Here is a 17,904-nt window from a genome sequence, read left to right as displayed (position 1 = left end):
GGTGATCCTCATTGCGTGCTGATCGGCAAGTGCGAAGCGTATGGAACCATGCCTTGCACGATGGCGCCAGCCACGGCATGTTGATGAAGTGATGCGGAAGCCCGGCAAAAGCTGGTGACCGACGCGGCGCCACCCTACAATGCCAACCAGCAATGGAGGAAGGCATGAAACTGGTTTCATTCAATATCAACAGTATCCGCGCCCGTCTGCCGCAACTTGAAGCGGTCATCAGCCAGCACCAACCGGATCTGATCGGACTTCAGGAAACCAAGGTTCAGGATGACGAGTTTCCTGCCGAGGCGGTCAGGGAAATGGGTTATCACCCCTATTTCTTCGGGCAAAAGGGCCACTACGGTGTCGCACTGATCAGCCGGGAGCCTTTGGCGGCAGTGCAGTATGGTTTTCCCTCTGATGAACCTGCCGCCCAGCGGCGCATGATCATCGGCCGGATGCAGTACAACGGCCAGTCACTGACCGTGCTGAACGGCTATTTCCCCCAGGGCGAAAGCCGCGATCATCCGATCAAGTTTCCTGCAAAAGCCCGCTTCTATGCAGATCTGCAACGCTACTTGCAGGATCAGCACCAACCGGACGAGCAAGTCGCCATCATGGGCGACTTCAACATTTCCTCCCGGGACACCGACATCGGCATTGGCGACAGCAATCGCAAACGCTGGTTGCGTGATGGCAAATGCAGCTTTCTGCCAGAAGAGCGGGAATGGTTCGACGAACTCCTGGACTGGGGCCTCGCCGACACCTACCGGGTCAATTATCCCGAGGCCGACGATCGCTTCAGCTGGTTTGACTACCGCTCGAAAGGGTTTGAGCGGGAACCGCGACGCGGCCTGCGCATTGATACCGTGCTGGCTACAGCGCCACTGATCGACCGGTTGGAAGATACCGGTATCGATTACGGCATACGCGCCATGGAACGCCCTTCTGACCATTGTCCGGTCTGGGCACGTTTCAGGGACTGAGCATGAGCGTGCATCTGCACCCCGACAAGTTCCGCGCCAGCAACCTCTGGGACCGCCTCGGGCTGCTGGTGGACGTGTTGATGATCATCCTGGTGGTCATCAACCTCTCCCTGATCATCTTTGACTGGCTGTTTGCCGTGTCTCGGGTTCAGGATGCGCTGGCTGCGGTCGCCCCCGATCTGACAGCACTGTACGCAGACACGATTCACGCTGATTTCTTCTTCTATGACCTGTGGTTTGTCGCCGTCTATCTGACGGAATTCCTGGTTCGCTGGATCATCGCGGCAGCCCGGCAAACCTATCATCGCTGGTTCTTCTTTCCGTTTATTCACTGGTACGATCTGCTGGGCTGCATTCCGGTTGGCGGTTTCCGCTGGCTCCGTACCCTGCGCATCATCAGTCTGCTGCTGCGTCTTCAGCGGCTGGGCGTGATAGACCTTCGCGACACCTACATCGGCGCCACACTTCTGAAATACTACAAAGTGCTGGTGGAGGAAATCTCCGACCGCGTCGTACTCAATGTACTGGATGGCGTGCAGCGGGAAATCAGCGAGGGCAACCCGTTGATGCAGCGTATCCAGCATGAAGTCCTGCTGCCACGCCAGGCCAGTCTGGTGGACTTCGCCGCCGGGCGACTGATCAGCGCTGCTCAGGAAACCCATGCCGATTATCGGGAACCCCTGGGGCGGTACCTGTCGCACCTCACCGACGAGGCGCTGGGCAACACCCGCAGCGGTGCTCGCCTGGCCGCCATACCCGTTGCCGGGCCACGCGCTGTCGCCTTGATCGGTGAGGCGGTTCGGGAGGTCGGTATCGCACTGGTAGACCAACTGATTGCCGATATCAGCCACCCGGATTACCGGGACACCGTCGACAAGCTTCTCAATGACCTGATCGAGAACAGCGCGGGCAACGCCGAGCAGCTCAACAGTCTGGTTCGCGATACGTTGATGGACGTGCTGGACCAGATAAAGCGGCAGGTGGCGGTACAGAACTGGAAACTGGAAGAAGAACGCGCAGAGGCTGAACGCAAAGCTGCCAAAACCGCCAAAGCCGCCAAAGCCGAAGGTAACCGCAGAGGAAATCCGTTATGACAGAAACCTTGCCGCCGGGGCTGACACTCACCGATAAAAAAATGCCCGGATTGCTGACGCGCAAGCGTGTTTTCCTGATTACCTTCGCAGCGGATGATTTCGACGCATTCAAGCCCTGCTATGAGGCGTTCAGTGCCGCCTTGCTGATATGGTATGCCAAACGCGGCAAGCGCTGTGGCGCCGTGCAGATAGACGCCACGGTTCACCCTTGGATCGCAGGGCGGGTTAAGGATTATGTGCGACGTTTACGTGAAATTCCCGGCCATGCGCCTCTGCGCAACATGACGGTAAGCGTGACACTCCAGGGCAGTGATGGCAAACCGCTGGAGCCGCTGCTACTTGAGAAGGCGGAGCAATAAAACGAAGCCGGCCTTCAGACCGCGTTGATCTGCAAATTGACCAGATCCAGTTTCTCGCTGCTGGCACGAATACATCCGGCCACAGCCAGAGGCAAATCGTCTGCGTCCCGCTGTACGCTCATCAGGTCCACAATATGCGGCCGCTCCAGCGTGTTACCACTGGCATCGCGAATCACCATGACCTGGGGGCGCAAACGCCGTGTCGCGTTCTGTGCCACTACAATACCCTTGTCACCATTGGATAACTCGACCGCCGTGCCGGTCGGGTAAACACCGACCGCCTGAATAAACTGCTCCACCAGCGCGCTCTGAAAACCGCTGTCGCGCAGCTCATACAATTCGGACACCGCCTCAGTAGCTGTCCGGGCCTGTGCCCAGGGACGGTCGCTGGTCATCGCGTCATAGGTGTCGACGATCCCGGCAATGCGTGCCAGCAAGGGGATTTCCCCTCCCTTGAGACCAAAGGGATAGCCGCTGCCATCATGGCGCTCATGATGGTATTGCACCACCGCCAGCATCTGGTCGTTTACGCCGCCACAGTGCTGCAGCAGCTCAATGCCATGATTCACGTGCTCGCGCATGGCGGCATGGTCTTCCGGTCCGTATCGCTCCGTGCTGACCAGCATGCTGCGCGGCAGACGGGTCTTGCCGGTATCCATCAGCAACACACCAGTGGCGAGGTTTTCGAGTACGTCCCGGGGCAGTCCGATATGACGGCCAAACACCGTGGCCAGGATTGAAGCCCGGATACTGTGCGCATAACCGTAGCTATCACAATCCTTGATACGCGCCAGCCACACCATGGCGTCCGGATTACGCAGGATGCTGTGCACCATGACCGCCGCCGCCTTGCGTGCCACACGCAGGTTGAGGCCCTTTTCCGCGCGCAGATCATTGAGCAGATGCACCACAGCGCGGGTTACCTCGCGGTGATACAGGGTGGCAGACACCACCTCTTGCTTGAGTGTCTGGCTGACTTCGTATTTTACCGGGGTGAACTTGCCGATACCGCCACGGACCCGTGGACGGGCTGGCGCTGATGCCGCGGCCTGCGGTTCGAGCTTGCAGGTGCTCAGTTGGCGATCGATATAGACATGCCGGCACCAGACCCGGAGCTGCTCGACATCATCCTGAGTCTTGATGTGGAAGCCTTGTAACGGGAAGGGTGTCTCGATCCAGGCACGATCAAGCTCTGACACATACATGCCGAGCTGCAAATCGCTGGTTTCAACACGTTCAGTCCTGACAGCCATGGTTCAGGATACCCCCCGATTACTTGTCACACTCGTCGCTCGCTACGTTTCAGTCCCTGCCAAGTCCTTGATACCAGCGAAAGCGCTCACCTGAAAACTAACCCTTTCGCATCAGACGGGCCAACCCGAATAGTACTAGTATGGTATGTGACAAACATCACAGGCGTCCAGTCTGCAGCGCTGGAGGTATCAGATCGCCGACGAACGGTCGCCAGCCAGCACCGACATGGTCAACCGCGCAACGCACACCGGCTTGCCTGACTCCTCCCGGATATGTATCTCCCACACCTGGGTGCTGCGCCCCAGATGCAACGGTCGCGCCACACCGGTCACCAGGCCCGTGCGCACGCTGCGCAGGTGGTTGGCGTTGATATCCAGGCCAACGCAGTAGTGCCCCGGTGCCGCACACATATTGGCGGCCATGCTACCGAGTGACTCGGCCAGCACCACCGAGGCACCCCCATGGAGAATGCCCATCGGCTGGTGCGTACGGGTGTCCACCGGCATGGTGCCAGTCAGGCTGTCATCGCCAATGTCCGTGATACGGATGCCGAGGTGCTCGCAAATTGTGCCTTGCTGCAGGCGGTTGGCGGTCGCCAGATCGGGCGCCTGAGTCCAGATGGCCATATATTCTCCACGTCAGAAAAGGTCACCCGGGGCACGCAACCAGGCCAGTCTGGCGCCCGCCATGGCCGCCACCTCCATATCCAGCGCCGCGACGGCGCCCACGCCCATGGGCAGGCGCGCCGAGGGGCCCTCGCAGAGCTGCCCCACCAGATGCGCCACCAGGGGCATATGGCTGACCAGCACCAGCGGTGAATCCTGATCAGCAGGCTGCATGGTCAGACCCAGCAACCAGTCCAGTACCCGTTGCGGATGACCGTCAGGAACGAGCAAGTCGCAGGTGTCGGTCACGTCAAGGCCACAGATATCAGCAATCTCAGCGGCAGTCTGGCGCGCACGCACATAGGGGCTGGTGTACAACCGCAGCGGGCGCTCTCCCTCTGAGGTCAACGTCTCCCAGAGCTGGCGAACGCCTTCACGCCCCCGAGGTGTCAGTGCCCGGGCCTCATCAGTCGTCACCTGCCGCTCGGCTTCACCATGGCGCACCACATACAGGCGCATCAGGATACTGCCTCGCGGACAAACTCCACATCGTGATTGTGTTCACCGCGCATCAGGGAATCGATGACCTGCGTCAGAGGCAGCTGGTTGAAGAGGATTTCATACAATCCCGAGGCCAGCGGCATGTAAATATCCAGCTCCCGGGCTCGCTCTGCCACCAGCCGGATGGTATTGACCCCTTCGGCGGTCTGTCCCAACACGTCAACGGCCTCCTCCACGGTCTTGCCCTGCCCTATCAGGTATCCGACCTGGTAGTTGCGCGACAGGCTGGATGAGCAGGTCACGATCAGATCACCGACCCCGGCCAGCCCCAGAAAAGTCATCGGGCTCCCCCCGAGGTGCGCAGCAAAGCGGCTCATTTCTGCCAGACTGCGCGTGATCAGCAACCCACGTGTATTGTCGCCAACGCCCAGCGCTGCGGCCATGCCCGTCGCGATGGCGTAAATATTCTTCAGAGCGCCACCAAGTTCCACACCGAACATGTCCGCACTGTCATAGACCCGGAAGTAATCACAGGACAACGCATCCTGGATACGCCGACACACCTCAGGGTGGGGGCTGGCAATAACGGTTCCGGTAAACTTGCGCTCGACAATTTCTCTGGCGAGATTGGGCCCACTCAACACCCCGACACGGGTATGCGGCCACTCCCGTTCGAGCAGTTGACTCATCAGCAGGAAGCCATCGGCACTGATACCCTTGGTGCAGCTGACAACGATAGTGCCTTCTGCAATATCGTCTCTCGCCTGGGCCAGAACGTCCATGAACGCCTTGCTCGGCACCGCCATGAACACCAGCGTGGCGCCGCCAAGGACTTCGTGCAGATCTTCACTGGCCAGCACGCCTTCAGGCAGCTCGGCACCCGGGAAGTATCGAGGGTTCTCGCGGTCACGATTGATTGCCGCCGCGGTTTCCGGGTCTCGTACCCACAGGCGCGTCGCATGCCCCTGTTGGGCGAGAATTGTGGCGATGGCGGTGCCGAAACTGCCACCGCCCAGTACCGCCGCGACTTCCATTTTGTCCGTCATGGTGATTTGTTCGCCTCCTGGCGCTGGCACTGTGCCAGCAAGGTTGCCCGGCATCATAAGCATCCCGGCGTCGGGCCGCAATGCAGCGGCTCATCCTGGCGTTCAGGCGGACAGTATCTCGCCCAGAGCAGCGTCCAGGGTCGGGTAGCTGAACACGAAGCCCTGATCCATGAGACGGCGCGGTACGACTTTCTGCCCCCCGAGCAGTAGCACCGACATTTCTCCCAGCCCCAGCTTCAACGGCCAGGCCGGCACCCGCATGAAGCCGGGCCGGCGACAGCGTGATGCCAGTGCGGTGTGGAAACGCCCGTGAGGCACTGCTTCCGGTGCGACCGCATTGTAGACACCGCTGGCAGCGGGCGTGTCCAGACAGCGCAATATGAGCGCCACCAGATCATCAATGTGTATCCAGGAAAACCACTGGCTGCCATCGCCCAGCTGCGCCCCCAATCCGAGACGGTATACCGGTAGCAAACGCCCCAGCATTCCCCCTTCTCGACCCAGCACGACGCCAATCCGTAATACGCACAGCCGAGTGCCATGCTGTTTGGCCACATCCCGGGCTGCCTGCTCCCATGCGTCACATAACAGATAGGTAAAATCCCGCCGCGCTGCGGGTGAGCTTTCCGTCAGCTCCGCGTTGCCGGCATCACCATAAAAACCCACCGCCGAGCCGTTTATCAGCAACGGCGGCTTGTGGATCAATCTGTCAAACAGGGCGCCCAGCGCCCGCGTCACACCCACGCGGCTATCCAGGAGTACCTGCTTGCGGGCCTCGCTCCAGCGGCGATCAGCGATACCTTCTCCGGCAAGGTTGATCACCGCATCGAAATGCGCGTCGTCAGCTATCGCTGCAAGGTCTGCGACCAGCGTGACGGCCTCAGGCAAGCGTGTTGCGGCTTTGCCGGGTTGCCGCGTCAGTACCGTGACATCGTGCCCTCGGCGCGTCAGCACCGGACACAGATGCTGCCCGACAAAGCCACTGCCACCCGTGATCAGAATATTCATTGATGTGTTACCTGCTCAAGATTGGCGATCTCATCCGGCCGGTAGTAATACTCCAGTGCACCAGCCCCCACAGGCACCTCCAGCGTCAGCTGTCGATCGTCAACGTTGCGCAGCACGCCGGTGCGAACCCGACCGTCGTGCCCACTGATACGCACCTGCCGCCCGATCAGCTTCTTGTATTGCTGGTGCTCATCAGACAGGGCCGTCGAGGCGGGCTGATCCGCCTCCGTCGCGCGCTCATCCATCGCACTCTCGTCAAGCGCGCGCTCGTCAGCGGTGCCTTGCTGCGCCGTTTTTTCCGGCGCCAACGTGACGGACTGCTGCGTCGCCGCAGGCCCTGGCGGCGCGTGGCCTTCAGCATAAACCTGCTGCCCGCTGGATAACTGCAACATCACCAACTCTTCTGACGTCACCGTGTAAGCCAGCGAACCACTACCGACCGTCGTCTCCAACATCAGCCTGTCAGAATTGACCGACCGCACAATACCGGTCTGACGGGAACCATCAACGCGCAACAGCTCTACCTGCTGGCCGGTATACTCCCCGAAATCAGTGAAGGAACGCGTGATGGGCGGTGGTGGTGGCACCGCTGCGCCAGCCTCGCTATCACTCGCTTTACGTTGCGGTGCCGCCGTGATCAATCGCAGATCCCCCCGCTCACCCGCCTCAACAACGGTGATCTCCGTCGCCCCCGGGCGCATGGCCCAGCCGACACTGGAACGCTCGAGACGCAGCAGACGTTCCTCGACCCGGCCGTTACGGAGCGTGACACGCACACGGCTGCTGCCCGTCTGTTCGCGGCGTTGCATGCGGGTATCCAGAACCTCGATACGGCTGATCATTCCCTCGGGGAACTGCCCCCGCAGGTGCTCTCGTACCAGATAGTTCAGCGTGTCGGGATGATCAAAGGTCAGGTCCACCTGATTGCCCAGGTAGCGCAGGTGATTGGTATGTGCGGTGAAATCGCCGGACAGAAAGCTGCGCCGCGTGTCCGGCAGAATCAATTGCAGAAACCCGGTGAGCTGATTGTGATCCAGCGGCGCAAGGTGCAGCTCCATGCGATAGCCTTCGGTGATGATCAGTGTTTCCGGCAGGTCGCGGCCCTGCTCTCGCCAGGAAAGATGTATCTCCGGGGGCATCTCATCTCCCGGGCGCACCAGCAACGTGCGGCGCTGGGTGATGGGCATGGGGTTTTCGCGCAGCAGAATGCGCACTTCCAGATCCGGTATGAAGCCCTCGCCTTGTTGCGCGCTGAAAACACCGTTAATCAGTTCAGCCCGGTCATACTGGAATGTGTGGCCGTTAACGCTGCCGCTCAGGCGCGGATTGGCATCATTGCGGATGGCAATACGAATCGCCTCCTCTGAGCTGACAAAGGCGTTCAGCGCAGCACGCTGGCTGCCCGCAAGCACGCCCTCCTGCCCCCCGCCGGTGGCGCCAAATACACGCTGTGGCTCGTGCAGCAGTTGCGGGTCCCGCGCCACGGCCAACCCCAGCCCCAGCAGTATCAGCGCGACGCCAAACACGCGCATCAAGGCAGCCCACCAGATGTCAGACCAGTTCTCCTGCACATGGCGCAAACCTGCCAGCGGCAGCAGGAACACCAGCGCACTACGGCCCTTGGCCGCAATATCGCGCATCAGTCCGAAGGTTCCCAACAGGACCAGTGTCAGCCCGATAATCAGCATCACCTGTGTCATTCGCTCACCATCTCCCCATGGCCTTTTGCTGTATCATTAAGCACGCCAGCGACGCTGCTGATGCCGTTGTCTCATTTACGCCACACTTTACAAAGCCTGCCGGCCACTGACCAGATGAAGCTTCCTGCAAGCCTTGACCGCCATCACATTCCGCTTGGTGTCTTTTATGCACTGGCAACAACCGTGGTCGCCAGCACCGCAGCAGCCACAGTAAAGCACATCAGCAGCGAAGGCGTATCGCCCTGGCTGATCGTCTGGGTCCAGTACGGTCTGTGCACGCTATTGCTGCTGCCCTGGTTGTTGCGACACGGGCCTGCCGCCCTGGCGACACAGCGCCCTGCGCTGCATACCGTGCGCTCGCTGGGAGGCTGGCTGGGGTTTACCTGCTACTACCTGGCACTGCCTTACATCCCGCTGGTCGACGCAACCCTGCTACGCAGCGCTGCGCCACTCTGGGTCCCGTTGATCGTTTTCATTGGCCTGAGGCAGCAGATCCCGCTGGCGCGGTGGGTCGCCCTGGCTGGCGGATTCGCGGGGATACTGATGATTCTGCGCCCCGCCAGTCAGGGTATTCAGCTCGGCCACCTCCTGGGCATGACTGCGGGATTGGCGCTCGCCATCTCCATGGCCACGACCCGCGCCCTTTCCACCAGCGAGCCCGCAAACCGTATCCTGTTCTATTATTTCGCAATTTCCTTTGCCGCCAGTACGCCGATGGCGCTACTCAACCTTCAGCCGGTGTCCCTGCTGGCGGCCAGCGGCATGCTCTATGTCGGCTTGTCGATCTTTCTGACCATGGTGCTCTACACCCGCGCCTACAGCCATGCCCCCACCAGCCTGATCGCGCCGCTAAGCTATGCCGCGGTGCCGGTGGCGGGCCTGCTGGACTGGTGGTACTGGCGCGAGCTCCCGGATAGCCTGGCCTTTACGGGCATGGCCATCGTCATCGCAAGCGGCATTTTTGCCGTTGTCTTCACCCGCGATCGCCGTTCCGACCACTGACCTCGGGCGCCCCACCCATCGCCCGACAGACGGTATGCCATTTTGCTTATTTTTTTCTTGTCAAGGACAAAAGTCGGCGGTATACAGGCGCTGTGGACTGGAAACGGCGACCGGCGGTCCCGGCCAGCCCTCCCGCTCCTCCCCACGGGGGGCAAGGTAACTGGCAAGTTGCAGTTGATGCTGAAGTTGAACAGTCAAGTTGAGTGGAATTCGCAGGAGGGCCTGCCATGACCGATCATCGCGCTGAGCAAGACTATGACGATACGGAAGAGATGCTGATGAATGAGGACATCGATTTTCTCGACGAAGAAGCCGAAGAGGAACAGGACGAACCCACTCCCCGCTCCAGAGGCTTCAACCTGGACATGCGGCACCGGATCGAGGATCGCCTGGAACAGCGCCGGCTCGCACGGGAGTTGAATGGCTACGAAGCCTTTGACCTGGAGGACGACGACACACTGCATTGAGAGTTGCCCGTCCCGGCCACACCTGCAAAAAAGCCGGCTTTCGCCGGCTTTTTTGACAGAACATCCGGCTACTTTACCAGCCGGTCAGTTCCTTCAATGCCTGGCCTATCTGTGCCGGATTGCGCACCGTTTTGACCCCTGCTTCCTCCAGCACCGCAAACTTTTCGTCTGCCGTACCTTTGCCACCGGCAATGATTGCACCGGCATGCCCCATGCGCTTGCCCGCAGGCGCGGTCACGCCAGCGATGTAGGACACTACAGGCTTGGTCACATTGGCTTTGATATAAAGCGCGGCCTCATCTTCCGCTGTCCCGCCGATCTCACCCACCATGATGATGGCCTCGGTCTGCGGATCATTCTGGAACAGCTCCAGTGCGTCGATGAAGGTGGTGCCCGGAATCGGATCGCCACCAATGCCGATACAGGTGGACTGCCCGAAGCCCAGCGTCGTGGTCTGGTTCACGGCTTCATAGGTCAAAGTCCCGGAACGTGACACGATACCGACCTTGCCAGGCTGATGAATATGCCCCGGCATGATGCCGATCTTGCACGCACCCGGCGTGATGATTCCCGGACAGTTGGGGCCGATCAGACGCACGCCTTCCTTGCGGCTGATGTACTCTTTCACGTACAGCATATCCAGCGTGGGAATGCCTTCGGTGATACACACGATCAGCTCGATACCGGCATCCGCCGCTTCGATGATCGAGTCCTTGCAGAACGCGGCAGGGACGTAGATCACTGACGCCGTGGCGCCGGTCTTCTCGATCGCTTCGCGTACGGTATCGAATACTGGCAGGCCAAGGTGGGTTTGCCCCCCCTTGCCCGGCGTCACACCGCCTACCATCTTTGTGCCGTAGGCAATCGCCTGCTCAGAGTGGAAGGTGCCCTGCGCACCGGTGAAGCCCTGACAGATGACTTTGGTATCTTTATCAATCAGTACGCTCACGCTGCACCCCCGACGGCTTTCACGATCTGTTCAGCGGCATCATCAAAACTCTTGGCCGCAATAATGTTGAGGCCACTCTCGGCCAGCTTCTTGGCGCCCAGTTCGGCATTGTTGCCTTCCAGACGCACCACGACGGGCACCTGCACACCCACTTCCTGCACCGCACCGAGAATACCGTCAGCGATCAGGTCGCAGCGCACGATGCCGCCGAAAATATTGACCAGCACGCCCTTGACCTGGTCATCAGACAGGATGATCTTGAAGGCCTCGGTCACGCGCTCTTTGGTGGCACCGCCGCCGACATCCAGGAAGTTGGCCGGTGCGCCGCCCTTGAGCTTGACGATATCCATGGTGCCCATGGCCAGACCCGCGCCATTCACCATGCAACCGATATTGCCCTCAAGCGCCACGTAATTCAGATCCCACTGGGCTGCACGACGCTCACGCGGATCCTCCTGGCTGGGATCTTCCAGCGCTTTCAATTCCGGATGGCGATACAGCGCGCTACCGTCGATACCCAATTTGGCATCCAGGCAGTGCAGATTTCCCTGCTCGGTGATGACCAGCGGGTTGATTTCCAGCAGTGCGAGGTCTTTCTCTTCGAACAGCTTGGCCAGCCCCATGAAGATCTTCACGAACTGTTTGACCAGATCCCCTTTGAGACCGAGCTGGAAAGCGAGCTCGCGGCCCTGGTAGGGCTGCGCACCGACCAGCGGGTCGATAACCGCCTTGAGAATTTTCTCCGGTGTTTCTTCGGCCACTTTCTCGATTTCTACACCACCCTCGGTGGAGGCCATGAACACAACGCGGCGGGTCGCACGATCAACCACTGCGCCCAGATACAGCTCATCGGCAATATCCGTGCATGTTTCTACCAGAATCTTGGAGACCGGCTGACCGCGTTCATCGGTCTGGAAGGTCACCAGTCGCTGGCCCAGCCACTTTCGGGCGAAGTCGGCCGCGTCTTCCGGGGATTCGACCAGCTTCACGCCACCGGCCTTGCCACGACCACCCGCGTGCACCTGGGCTTTGACCACCCAGCGTGTGCCGCCGATTTCCTTCGCTTTTGCCGCGACTTCCTCAGGTGTGTCACAGGCAAAGCCCGTAGAGACCGGCAAGCCGTATTCGGCAAAAAGCTGCTTGCCCTGATATTCATGCAGGTTCATGTCAGATTTCCATTATATAGACGTACTCTAAACAATCAGGCCGCGCTCCTTTTGGGTAACGCGGCCCGACAACCCGTTTACTTCTTGCGGCGACGTTGTGCCACATGAATCGCCCGGTAATCCGTTGCCAGCGCCGCCTCGTGAACGGTTTCTGACAACGCCGGGTGACTGAACACCATCAACTGAAGATCTTCGATGGTTGAGCCAAACTCCATGGCAATGACACCCTGCTGTACCAGCTCGGATGCCTGGGGACCAACCACGTGCATCCCGAGAATGCGGTCGGTCTTTTCATCGACGACGAACTTGACCATGCCCTCGGCATCGCCCGCAGCGAGTGCCCGGCCATTGGCGGCGAAAGGCACAACACCGGTCTTGTAAGCTTCACCGGAAGCTTTGACTTCGTCTTCGGTCTTGCCCACCCAGGCAACTTCCGGGTGGGTGTAAATCACGGAGGCAATGGTGTCGTAATTGACCTGGGTATGCTCCCCGGCAATCACCTCTGCCACCATGACGCCCTCTTCCAGTGCTTTATGCGCCAGAGCCGGCCCGCGCACCAGATCGCCGATGGCGTAGACGCCCGGCGCATCAGTACGGCACTGGCTGTCCACGTAGATGAAATTGCGCTCATCCAGTGATACGCCAGCGTCCTGCGACAACAGCTCGCCGGTCATGGGGCGGCGCCCTACTGCAACGATAAGGCGATCAAATACCTCACTTTGCTCACCGCTGCCGTCCTCGTAGCTGACCGTGACTTTTTTGCCCTTCACGTCAGAACCGGTCACACGCGCACCCAGGCGGATATCCAGGCCCTGCTTTTTCAGGACCTTCAATGTTTCCTTGCTGATCTGGGTATCCACCACCGGCAGGAAGGTGTCGACCGCTTCAAGCACAACGACTTCAGCACCGAGACGCGCCCAGACACTGCCCAGCTCGAGCCCGATCACACCTGCGCCGATAACGCCGAGGCGTTTGGGTACGCTGGTAAATTCGAGTGCCCCGGTGGAGTCCACCACCAGATCGTCTTTCAATGGCGCTACCGATATTTCGATGGGCACAGAACCCGCCGCCAGAATCACATGTTCTGCCTGCAACGTCTGCGCATCGCCTTTCTCGTTCGGCGTAAACTCGACCTGCTTGCCGCTCAGCAACTTGCCGCTGCCCTGCAGCCAGGTCACCTTGTTGGCCTGGAACAACGCACCGATGCCGCCGGTAAGCTGCAGCACAACCTCGTCCTTGCGCTTCTGCATCTGGGCGATATCCATCTTGGGCGTATTCACGACAACGCCGTGATCGGCCAATTTGTTCTTCGCCTCGTAGAATTTCCAGGACGAGTCCAGCAGCGCCTTGGACGGGATACACCCCACATTCAGGCAGGTGCCGCCCAGCGCAGGCTTGCCCTGCTTGTTGATCCGCTTCTCGATGCAGGCGGTGTTCAGACCGAGCTGCGCACAGCGGATTGCCGCGGCGTAGCCACCCGGGCCACCGCCAATCACGATTACATCAAACTTGTCACTCATAGCATTTCCTTCGTGGTCCGCCAGTCCGATCAGATATCCAGCAGCAGGCGAGCCGGGTCTTCAATGAAGTTCTTCACCGCGACCAGGAACTGTACTGCTTCCTTGCCGTCGATCAGGCGGTGATCATAAGACAGAGCCAGATACATCATGGGCAGGATTTCCACCTTGCCATCCACCGCCATGGGGCGCTCCTGGATCTTGTGCATCCCCAGAATCGCCGTCTGCGGCGGGTTCAGAATCGGCGTGGAAATCAACGAGCCAAACACCCCGCCATTGGAAATGGTAAAGGTGCCACCGGTCATTTCTTCGATGGACAGCTTGCCGTCACGCGCCTTCTTGCCGTACTCGATGATCTGGGTTTCAACTTCTGCAAGACCTTTCTGGTCTGCATCGCGCATTACCGGCACCACCAGGCCCCGCTCGGAGGACACCGCTACGCCGATGTCGTAGTAGCCGTGGTAAACAATGTCGTCCACATCAATGGATGCATTAACGGCCGGGAAACGCTTGAGCGCCTCCACACAGGCACGGACGAAGAAACCCATGAAGCCCAGACGGACCCCGTGCGTCTTCTCGAAATCAGCCTGGTAGTGTTTGCGCATGTCCATGATCGGCTTCATGTTGACTTCATTGAAGGTCGTCAACATGGCCGCGTTCTGTTGTGCTGCGACCAGCCGTTCGGCAATACGCTTGCGCAGGCGCGTCATCGGCACACGACGCTCTTCGCGCTCGCCGGGCACACCGGGTAATTCGGCGTCCGCCGGCTGAGGCGCCTTGGCCGCCGGATCAGTGGCACGTTTTTCTTCCCGCTGGGTCAACGCCTTCTCGACGTCCTCCCGGGTAATGCGACCACCTTTACCGGAGCCCTCGACGGAACGCGCATCAATGCCATGCTCGCTCATCATTTTGCGCGCTGCGGGCCCGGCAGCGGTGTCTTCCCCGCTCGAAGCTGGCTCGGCAGCCGAAGTGCTTGCCTTGCTCTCGGACGCCGCGGGCTTTTCCTCACCCTTTGCTGCGGTATCTTTCGCCGCAGGCGCTTCCGTAGCCTTGCCATCGCCCGCTTCAATGGAACCCAGAACCTCCTGGCTTTCCACCGTATCGCCTTCGCCTTTCAATATCTTGCCCAGGACGCCGTCCGAGTTGGCAACGACTTCCAGCACGACCTTGTCGGTTTCAATATCAACCAGCAGCTCGTCACGCTTGACCTGATCACCTTCTTTCTTGTGCCAGGTTGCCACTGTGCCGTCGGCTACCGATTCCGGAAATTGTGGCGCTTTGATTTCAATTGACATGTTATGCCCTTGATTCCGATTCAATTCTGGAAATTACTCAATCTCGAACGCGTCCTGCACCAGCTTCTGTTGCTGGGCAACATGCTGGGACATCAGGCCGGCCGCCGGCGCTGCCGCCGAATCCCGCCCTGCATAATGCAGATTGAGCTTGCGGCTGAGCCGTGTTGTCACGTTACGCATATGGTGCTGACTGCAATACCAGGCACCCTGATTCATGGGCTCTTCCTGGCACCAGACCACTGTTTTCAGCTTCTTGTACGCGGAGAGCACTTCGTAAAGGCGCTCTTCCGGGAACGGGTAAAGCTGTTCCACACGAATGATGGCGACATCATCAATACCATCAGCCTCGCGCTTCTCCAGCAGGTCGTAGTACACCTTGCCGCTACACAGTATGGCGCGCTGCACCTTGTCTGCATTCAGCTCTTCCGCCTCGGCCAGCACCGTTTCAAAATGCCCGCCCGCCAGATCATCCAGTGACGAAATAGCGCGCTTGTGGCGCAGCAGGCTTTTCGGGCTCATCACGATCAGCGGCTTGCGCAGCGGGCGGATGGCCTGACGCCGCAGCAGATGGAATATCTGCGCAGGCGTCGTCGGCATGCAGACCTGCATATTGTGCTCGGCACACAATTGAAGGAAACGTTCGAGACGTGCAGAAGAATGTTCAGGCCCCTGCCCTTCATAACCGTGCGGCAACAGCAACGTCAGGCCGCAGACACGGGCCCATTTCGCTTCACCGGATGAAATGAACTGATCAATCACCACCTGGGCGCCATTGGCGAAATCACCGAACTGGGCCTCCCAGATGACCAGGGACTTGGGCGCTGTCGTTGCATAGCCGTATTCGAATGCCAGCACGGCCTCTTCTGACAGCAGCGAGTCGTAGATTTCAAATGCCGGCTGCTCGTCGTACAGGTGCTGCAACGGCACATACGGCTCGCCGTTTTTCTGATTGTGCAGCACCGCATGGCGGTGAGAGAAGGTCCCGCGACCACAATCCTGACCGGTCAGCCTCACGGGGAAGCCCTGATCAATCAACGTGGCGTAAGCCAGGGTCTCGGCATAGCCCCAGTTGATCGGCAACGCACCCGCCGTCATCTTGCGGCGATCTTCCAATATCTTCTTGACCTGCCGCTGGGGAACAAAGCCCTCGGGCAGTGTTTCAAGCTGCGTCGACAGGCTCTGCATTTTCTTGAGCTTGAAGCCGGTATCCCACTCATCTACCACCTGGTGGCCGATGTAGGGCGACCAGTCGACAAACAGGGCCTTGTTCGGTTCACGCACCAGCGACTTGACCACATGATTGCCCTGGTCAAGGTTGTTGCGGTAATCCTCCGCCATGCGGGCGTTTTCTTCCTCGGAAATCACGCCCGCACTGATCAGCCGCTCAGCATAGATGCTGCGCGTTGTCGGCACGGCCTTGATCTTCTTGTACATCAGCGGCTGCGTCGCGGAAGGTTCGTCCGCTTCGTTGTGGCCGAGCCGGCGATAACAGATCAGATCGATAACGACATCTTTCTTGAACTGCATCCGGTAATCCATGGCCACCTGGGTGACAAAGAATACCGCTTCGGGGTCATCGCCGTTGACATGGAAAATCGGCGCCTGAACCATCTTGGCAACATCGGTGCAGTATTCCGTGGAGCGCGCGTCTTCGCGCCGGCTGGTCGTGAAACCCACCTGATTATTGATGATCACGTGAACAGTGCCGCCCGTCTTGAAGCCACGGGTCTGGGACATCTGGAATGTCTCCATGACCACGCCCTGGCCAGCGAAAGCCGCATCGCCGTGCAGCAGCAATGGCACGACCTGATCGCCGTCGCCATCGCTGCGGCGCTCCTGGCGTGCACGAACAGAACCTTCCACCACCGGGGATACGATTTCCAGGTGGGACGGGTTGAAGGCCATCGCCAGGTGCACTTCCCCGCCAGACGTCTGGACGTTGGAGGAAAAGCCCTGGTGATATTTGACGTCGCCGGAGCCGTGCTCGTTGAATGTCTTGCCCTCGAATTCACCGAACAGATCAGCCGGGCTCTTGCCGAGGGTGTTGACCAGCACGTTGAGACGGCCGCGGTGGGCCATGCCAATGACGATTTCCTTGACGCCGTAGCTGCCAGCCCGCTGTATCACCTCGTCCACCAGCGGAATCAGTGATTCGCCGCCTTCAAGGCCAAAACGCTTGGTGCCGGGATAGCGGCTGCCGAGATACTTCTCCAGCCCCTCAGCGGCGGAAAGCCGCTCGAAGATATGGCGGCGCACTTCATCCCCGTACTGGGGATGGCTGCGCACGCTCTCCAGGCGCTGCTGCAACCAGCGTTTTTCCGCTGTATTGACGATGTGCATGTACTCAGCGCCCACGGTGGAGCAGTAAGTACCGCGCAAACAGTCGACGATCTCTCGCAGCGTCGCCTCGGGTTTGCCAATAAACAGGTTGCCGGTCTGAAATACGGTATCCAGATCTGCCTGACTCAAGCCATGATGCGCCAGCTCCAGGTCCGCAACATCCTCGCGCTCCATCAGACCCAGCGGGTCCAGGCTCGCCACCTGATGCCCCCGGTTGCGGTAGGCCGCAATCAGATGCAACACCCGCACCTGGCGTCGTTCGTGCTCGGTGCTGACAGCACCGGCGCCGAATTTCTGCACTCGGGAGCGGTTCTTGGCTTGCAGGAGGAAGTATTCGCGTACGGCGCCGTGGGGAAGATCGGATTCCACATTGCCTTCGACGCTGGGGAGCTTTTCGAAATAGGCGCGCCAGTCTTCCGGCACAGCGTTGGGATCAGTCAGATAGGATTCGTACAGTTCATCAACATAGGCGGCATTGCTGCCCCCGATGTGGGAGGATGCCCACTGGCGCTGCATGAAACTGTCTTGCATCGTGTCCGTTCCTTCTCGGAAGAAGGGACAGGCCCCCTGAGGCCAGATACTGCGCAGGGGGATCGCCCGTTTCCCGCGTGTAAATTACAGAAC

16 protein-coding genes are annotated in these 17,904 nt (G+C 59.8%); 5 read left to right on the top strand and 11 right to left on the bottom strand.

Annotated features, from left to right (window positions below; translation table 11 throughout):
* Positions 1 to 164: 164 nt before the first annotated feature.
* Genes xthA through K8B33_RS00905 form a run of 3 tightly spaced genes read left to right on the top strand, consistent with a single transcriptional unit; the run spans position 165 to position 2,430 of the window.
* Positions 165 to 977 carry an exodeoxyribonuclease III gene (gene xthA / locus K8B33_RS00915; RefSeq protein ID WP_223422261.1) on the top strand — a complete coding sequence of 271 codons (813 nt, stop codon included), beginning with the start codon at positions 165 to 167 and terminating at the stop codon, positions 975 to 977.
* A gap of 2 nt (positions 978 to 979) precedes the next feature.
* A complete protein-coding gene (locus K8B33_RS00910; protein WP_223422259.1) occupies positions 980 to 2,071 on the top strand; it encodes an ion transporter in 1,092 nt (363 codons plus the stop codon).
* Positions 2,068 to 2,430, top strand: a complete 363-nt coding sequence (locus tag K8B33_RS00905) for a hypothetical protein (protein ID WP_223422257.1) — start codon at positions 2,068 to 2,070, stop codon at positions 2,428 to 2,430. The genes K8B33_RS00910 and K8B33_RS00905 overlap by 4 nt, the downstream gene beginning before the upstream one ends.
* A 14-nt stretch (positions 2,431 to 2,444) precedes the next feature.
* On the opposite strand, the gene K8B33_RS00900 is transcribed toward K8B33_RS00905, so the two are convergent.
* The 6 genes from K8B33_RS00900 to K8B33_RS00875 all read right to left on the bottom strand — a co-directional run bounded on the left by K8B33_RS00900 (position 2,445) and on the right by K8B33_RS00875 (position 8,544).
* Entirely contained in the window at positions 2,445 to 3,683 is a 1,239-nt protein-coding gene (locus tag K8B33_RS00900) for an HD-GYP domain-containing protein (protein ID WP_223422254.1), read from the bottom strand.
* Positions 3,684 to 3,872: 189 nt separating this feature from the next.
* Positions 3,873 to 4,310, bottom strand: a complete 438-nt coding sequence (locus tag K8B33_RS00895; protein WP_223422252.1) for a hotdog fold thioesterase — start codon at positions 4,308 to 4,310, stop codon at positions 3,873 to 3,875.
* A 12-nt stretch (positions 4,311 to 4,322) separates the two neighbouring features.
* Positions 4,323 to 4,808, bottom strand: coding sequence for a phosphohistidine phosphatase SixA (sixA, locus tag K8B33_RS00890; RefSeq protein ID WP_223422250.1), 486 nt, complete (start codon positions 4,806 to 4,808; stop codon positions 4,323 to 4,325).
* Positions 4,808 to 5,836, bottom strand: a complete 1,029-nt coding sequence (locus K8B33_RS00885) for an NAD(P)H-dependent glycerol-3-phosphate dehydrogenase (RefSeq protein WP_223422247.1) — start codon at positions 5,834 to 5,836, stop codon at positions 4,808 to 4,810. Before K8B33_RS00885 ends, sixA begins: the two co-directional genes overlap by 1 nt.
* Positions 5,837 to 5,938: 102 nt before the next feature.
* Complete coding sequence (locus tag K8B33_RS00880; protein WP_223422245.1) at positions 5,939 to 6,844, bottom strand: TIGR01777 family oxidoreductase; 906 nt, start codon at positions 6,842 to 6,844, stop codon at positions 5,939 to 5,941.
* The gene (locus K8B33_RS00875) at positions 6,841 to 8,544 is read right to left on the bottom strand and encodes an LSm family protein (RefSeq protein WP_223422243.1); all 1,704 of its coding nucleotides are present in this window, start codon (positions 8,542 to 8,544) and stop codon (positions 6,841 to 6,843) included. Before K8B33_RS00875 ends, K8B33_RS00880 begins: the two co-directional genes overlap by 4 nt.
* A gap of 114 nt (positions 8,545 to 8,658) precedes the next feature.
* On the opposite strand from K8B33_RS00875, the gene K8B33_RS00870 reads away from it, so the two are divergent.
* Both K8B33_RS00870 and K8B33_RS00865 read left to right on the top strand, forming a co-directional pair.
* Positions 8,659 to 9,546, top strand: a complete 888-nt coding sequence (locus tag K8B33_RS00870) for a DMT family transporter (protein WP_223422241.1) — start codon at positions 8,659 to 8,661, stop codon at positions 9,544 to 9,546.
* 227 nt (positions 9,547 to 9,773) lie between these two features.
* Positions 9,774 to 10,013, top strand: coding sequence for a PA3496 family putative envelope integrity protein (locus K8B33_RS00865; protein WP_223422239.1), 240 nt, complete (start codon positions 9,774 to 9,776; stop codon positions 10,011 to 10,013).
* A gap of 73 nt (positions 10,014 to 10,086) precedes the next feature.
* On the opposite strand, the gene sucD is transcribed toward K8B33_RS00865, so the two are convergent.
* The 5 genes from sucD to K8B33_RS00840 all read right to left on the bottom strand — a co-directional run bounded on the left by sucD (position 10,087) and on the right by K8B33_RS00840 (position 17,811).
* Positions 10,087 to 10,962, bottom strand: coding sequence for a succinate--CoA ligase subunit alpha (gene sucD, locus K8B33_RS00860; RefSeq protein WP_223422237.1), 876 nt, complete (start codon positions 10,960 to 10,962; stop codon positions 10,087 to 10,089).
* Positions 10,959 to 12,128 (bottom strand): ADP-forming succinate--CoA ligase subunit beta, encoded by a 1,170-nt coding sequence (gene sucC / locus K8B33_RS00855; protein ID WP_223422234.1) that lies wholly within the window; start codon positions 12,126 to 12,128, stop codon positions 10,959 to 10,961. Before sucC ends, sucD begins: the two co-directional genes overlap by 4 nt.
* 77 nt (positions 12,129 to 12,205) lie before the next feature.
* Positions 12,206 to 13,648, bottom strand: a complete 1,443-nt coding sequence (gene lpdA, locus K8B33_RS00850) for a dihydrolipoyl dehydrogenase (protein ID WP_223422232.1) — start codon at positions 13,646 to 13,648, stop codon at positions 12,206 to 12,208.
* Positions 13,649 to 13,677: 29 nt separating this feature from the next.
* Positions 13,678 to 14,940: a 2-oxoglutarate dehydrogenase complex dihydrolipoyllysine-residue succinyltransferase gene (gene odhB / locus K8B33_RS00845; protein WP_223422230.1), complete on the bottom strand. Its 1,263-nt coding sequence runs from the start codon at positions 14,938 to 14,940 to the stop codon at positions 13,678 to 13,680.
* 33 nt (positions 14,941 to 14,973) lie between these two features.
* The gene (locus K8B33_RS00840; protein WP_223422227.1) at positions 14,974 to 17,811 is read right to left on the bottom strand and encodes a 2-oxoglutarate dehydrogenase E1 component; all 2,838 of its coding nucleotides are present in this window, start codon (positions 17,809 to 17,811) and stop codon (positions 14,974 to 14,976) included.
* Positions 17,812 to 17,904: the final 93 nt, after the last annotated feature.

It is taken from the genome of Alcanivorax limicola (genome assembly GCF_019931215.1).
In the GTDB taxonomy this organism is placed as follows: Bacteria; Pseudomonadota; Gammaproteobacteria; order Pseudomonadales; family Alcanivoracaceae; genus Isoalcanivorax; species Isoalcanivorax limicola.
The sequence above is the reverse complement of the archived record's forward strand: the minus strand, read 5'-3'. Positions and strand labels throughout refer to the sequence as shown.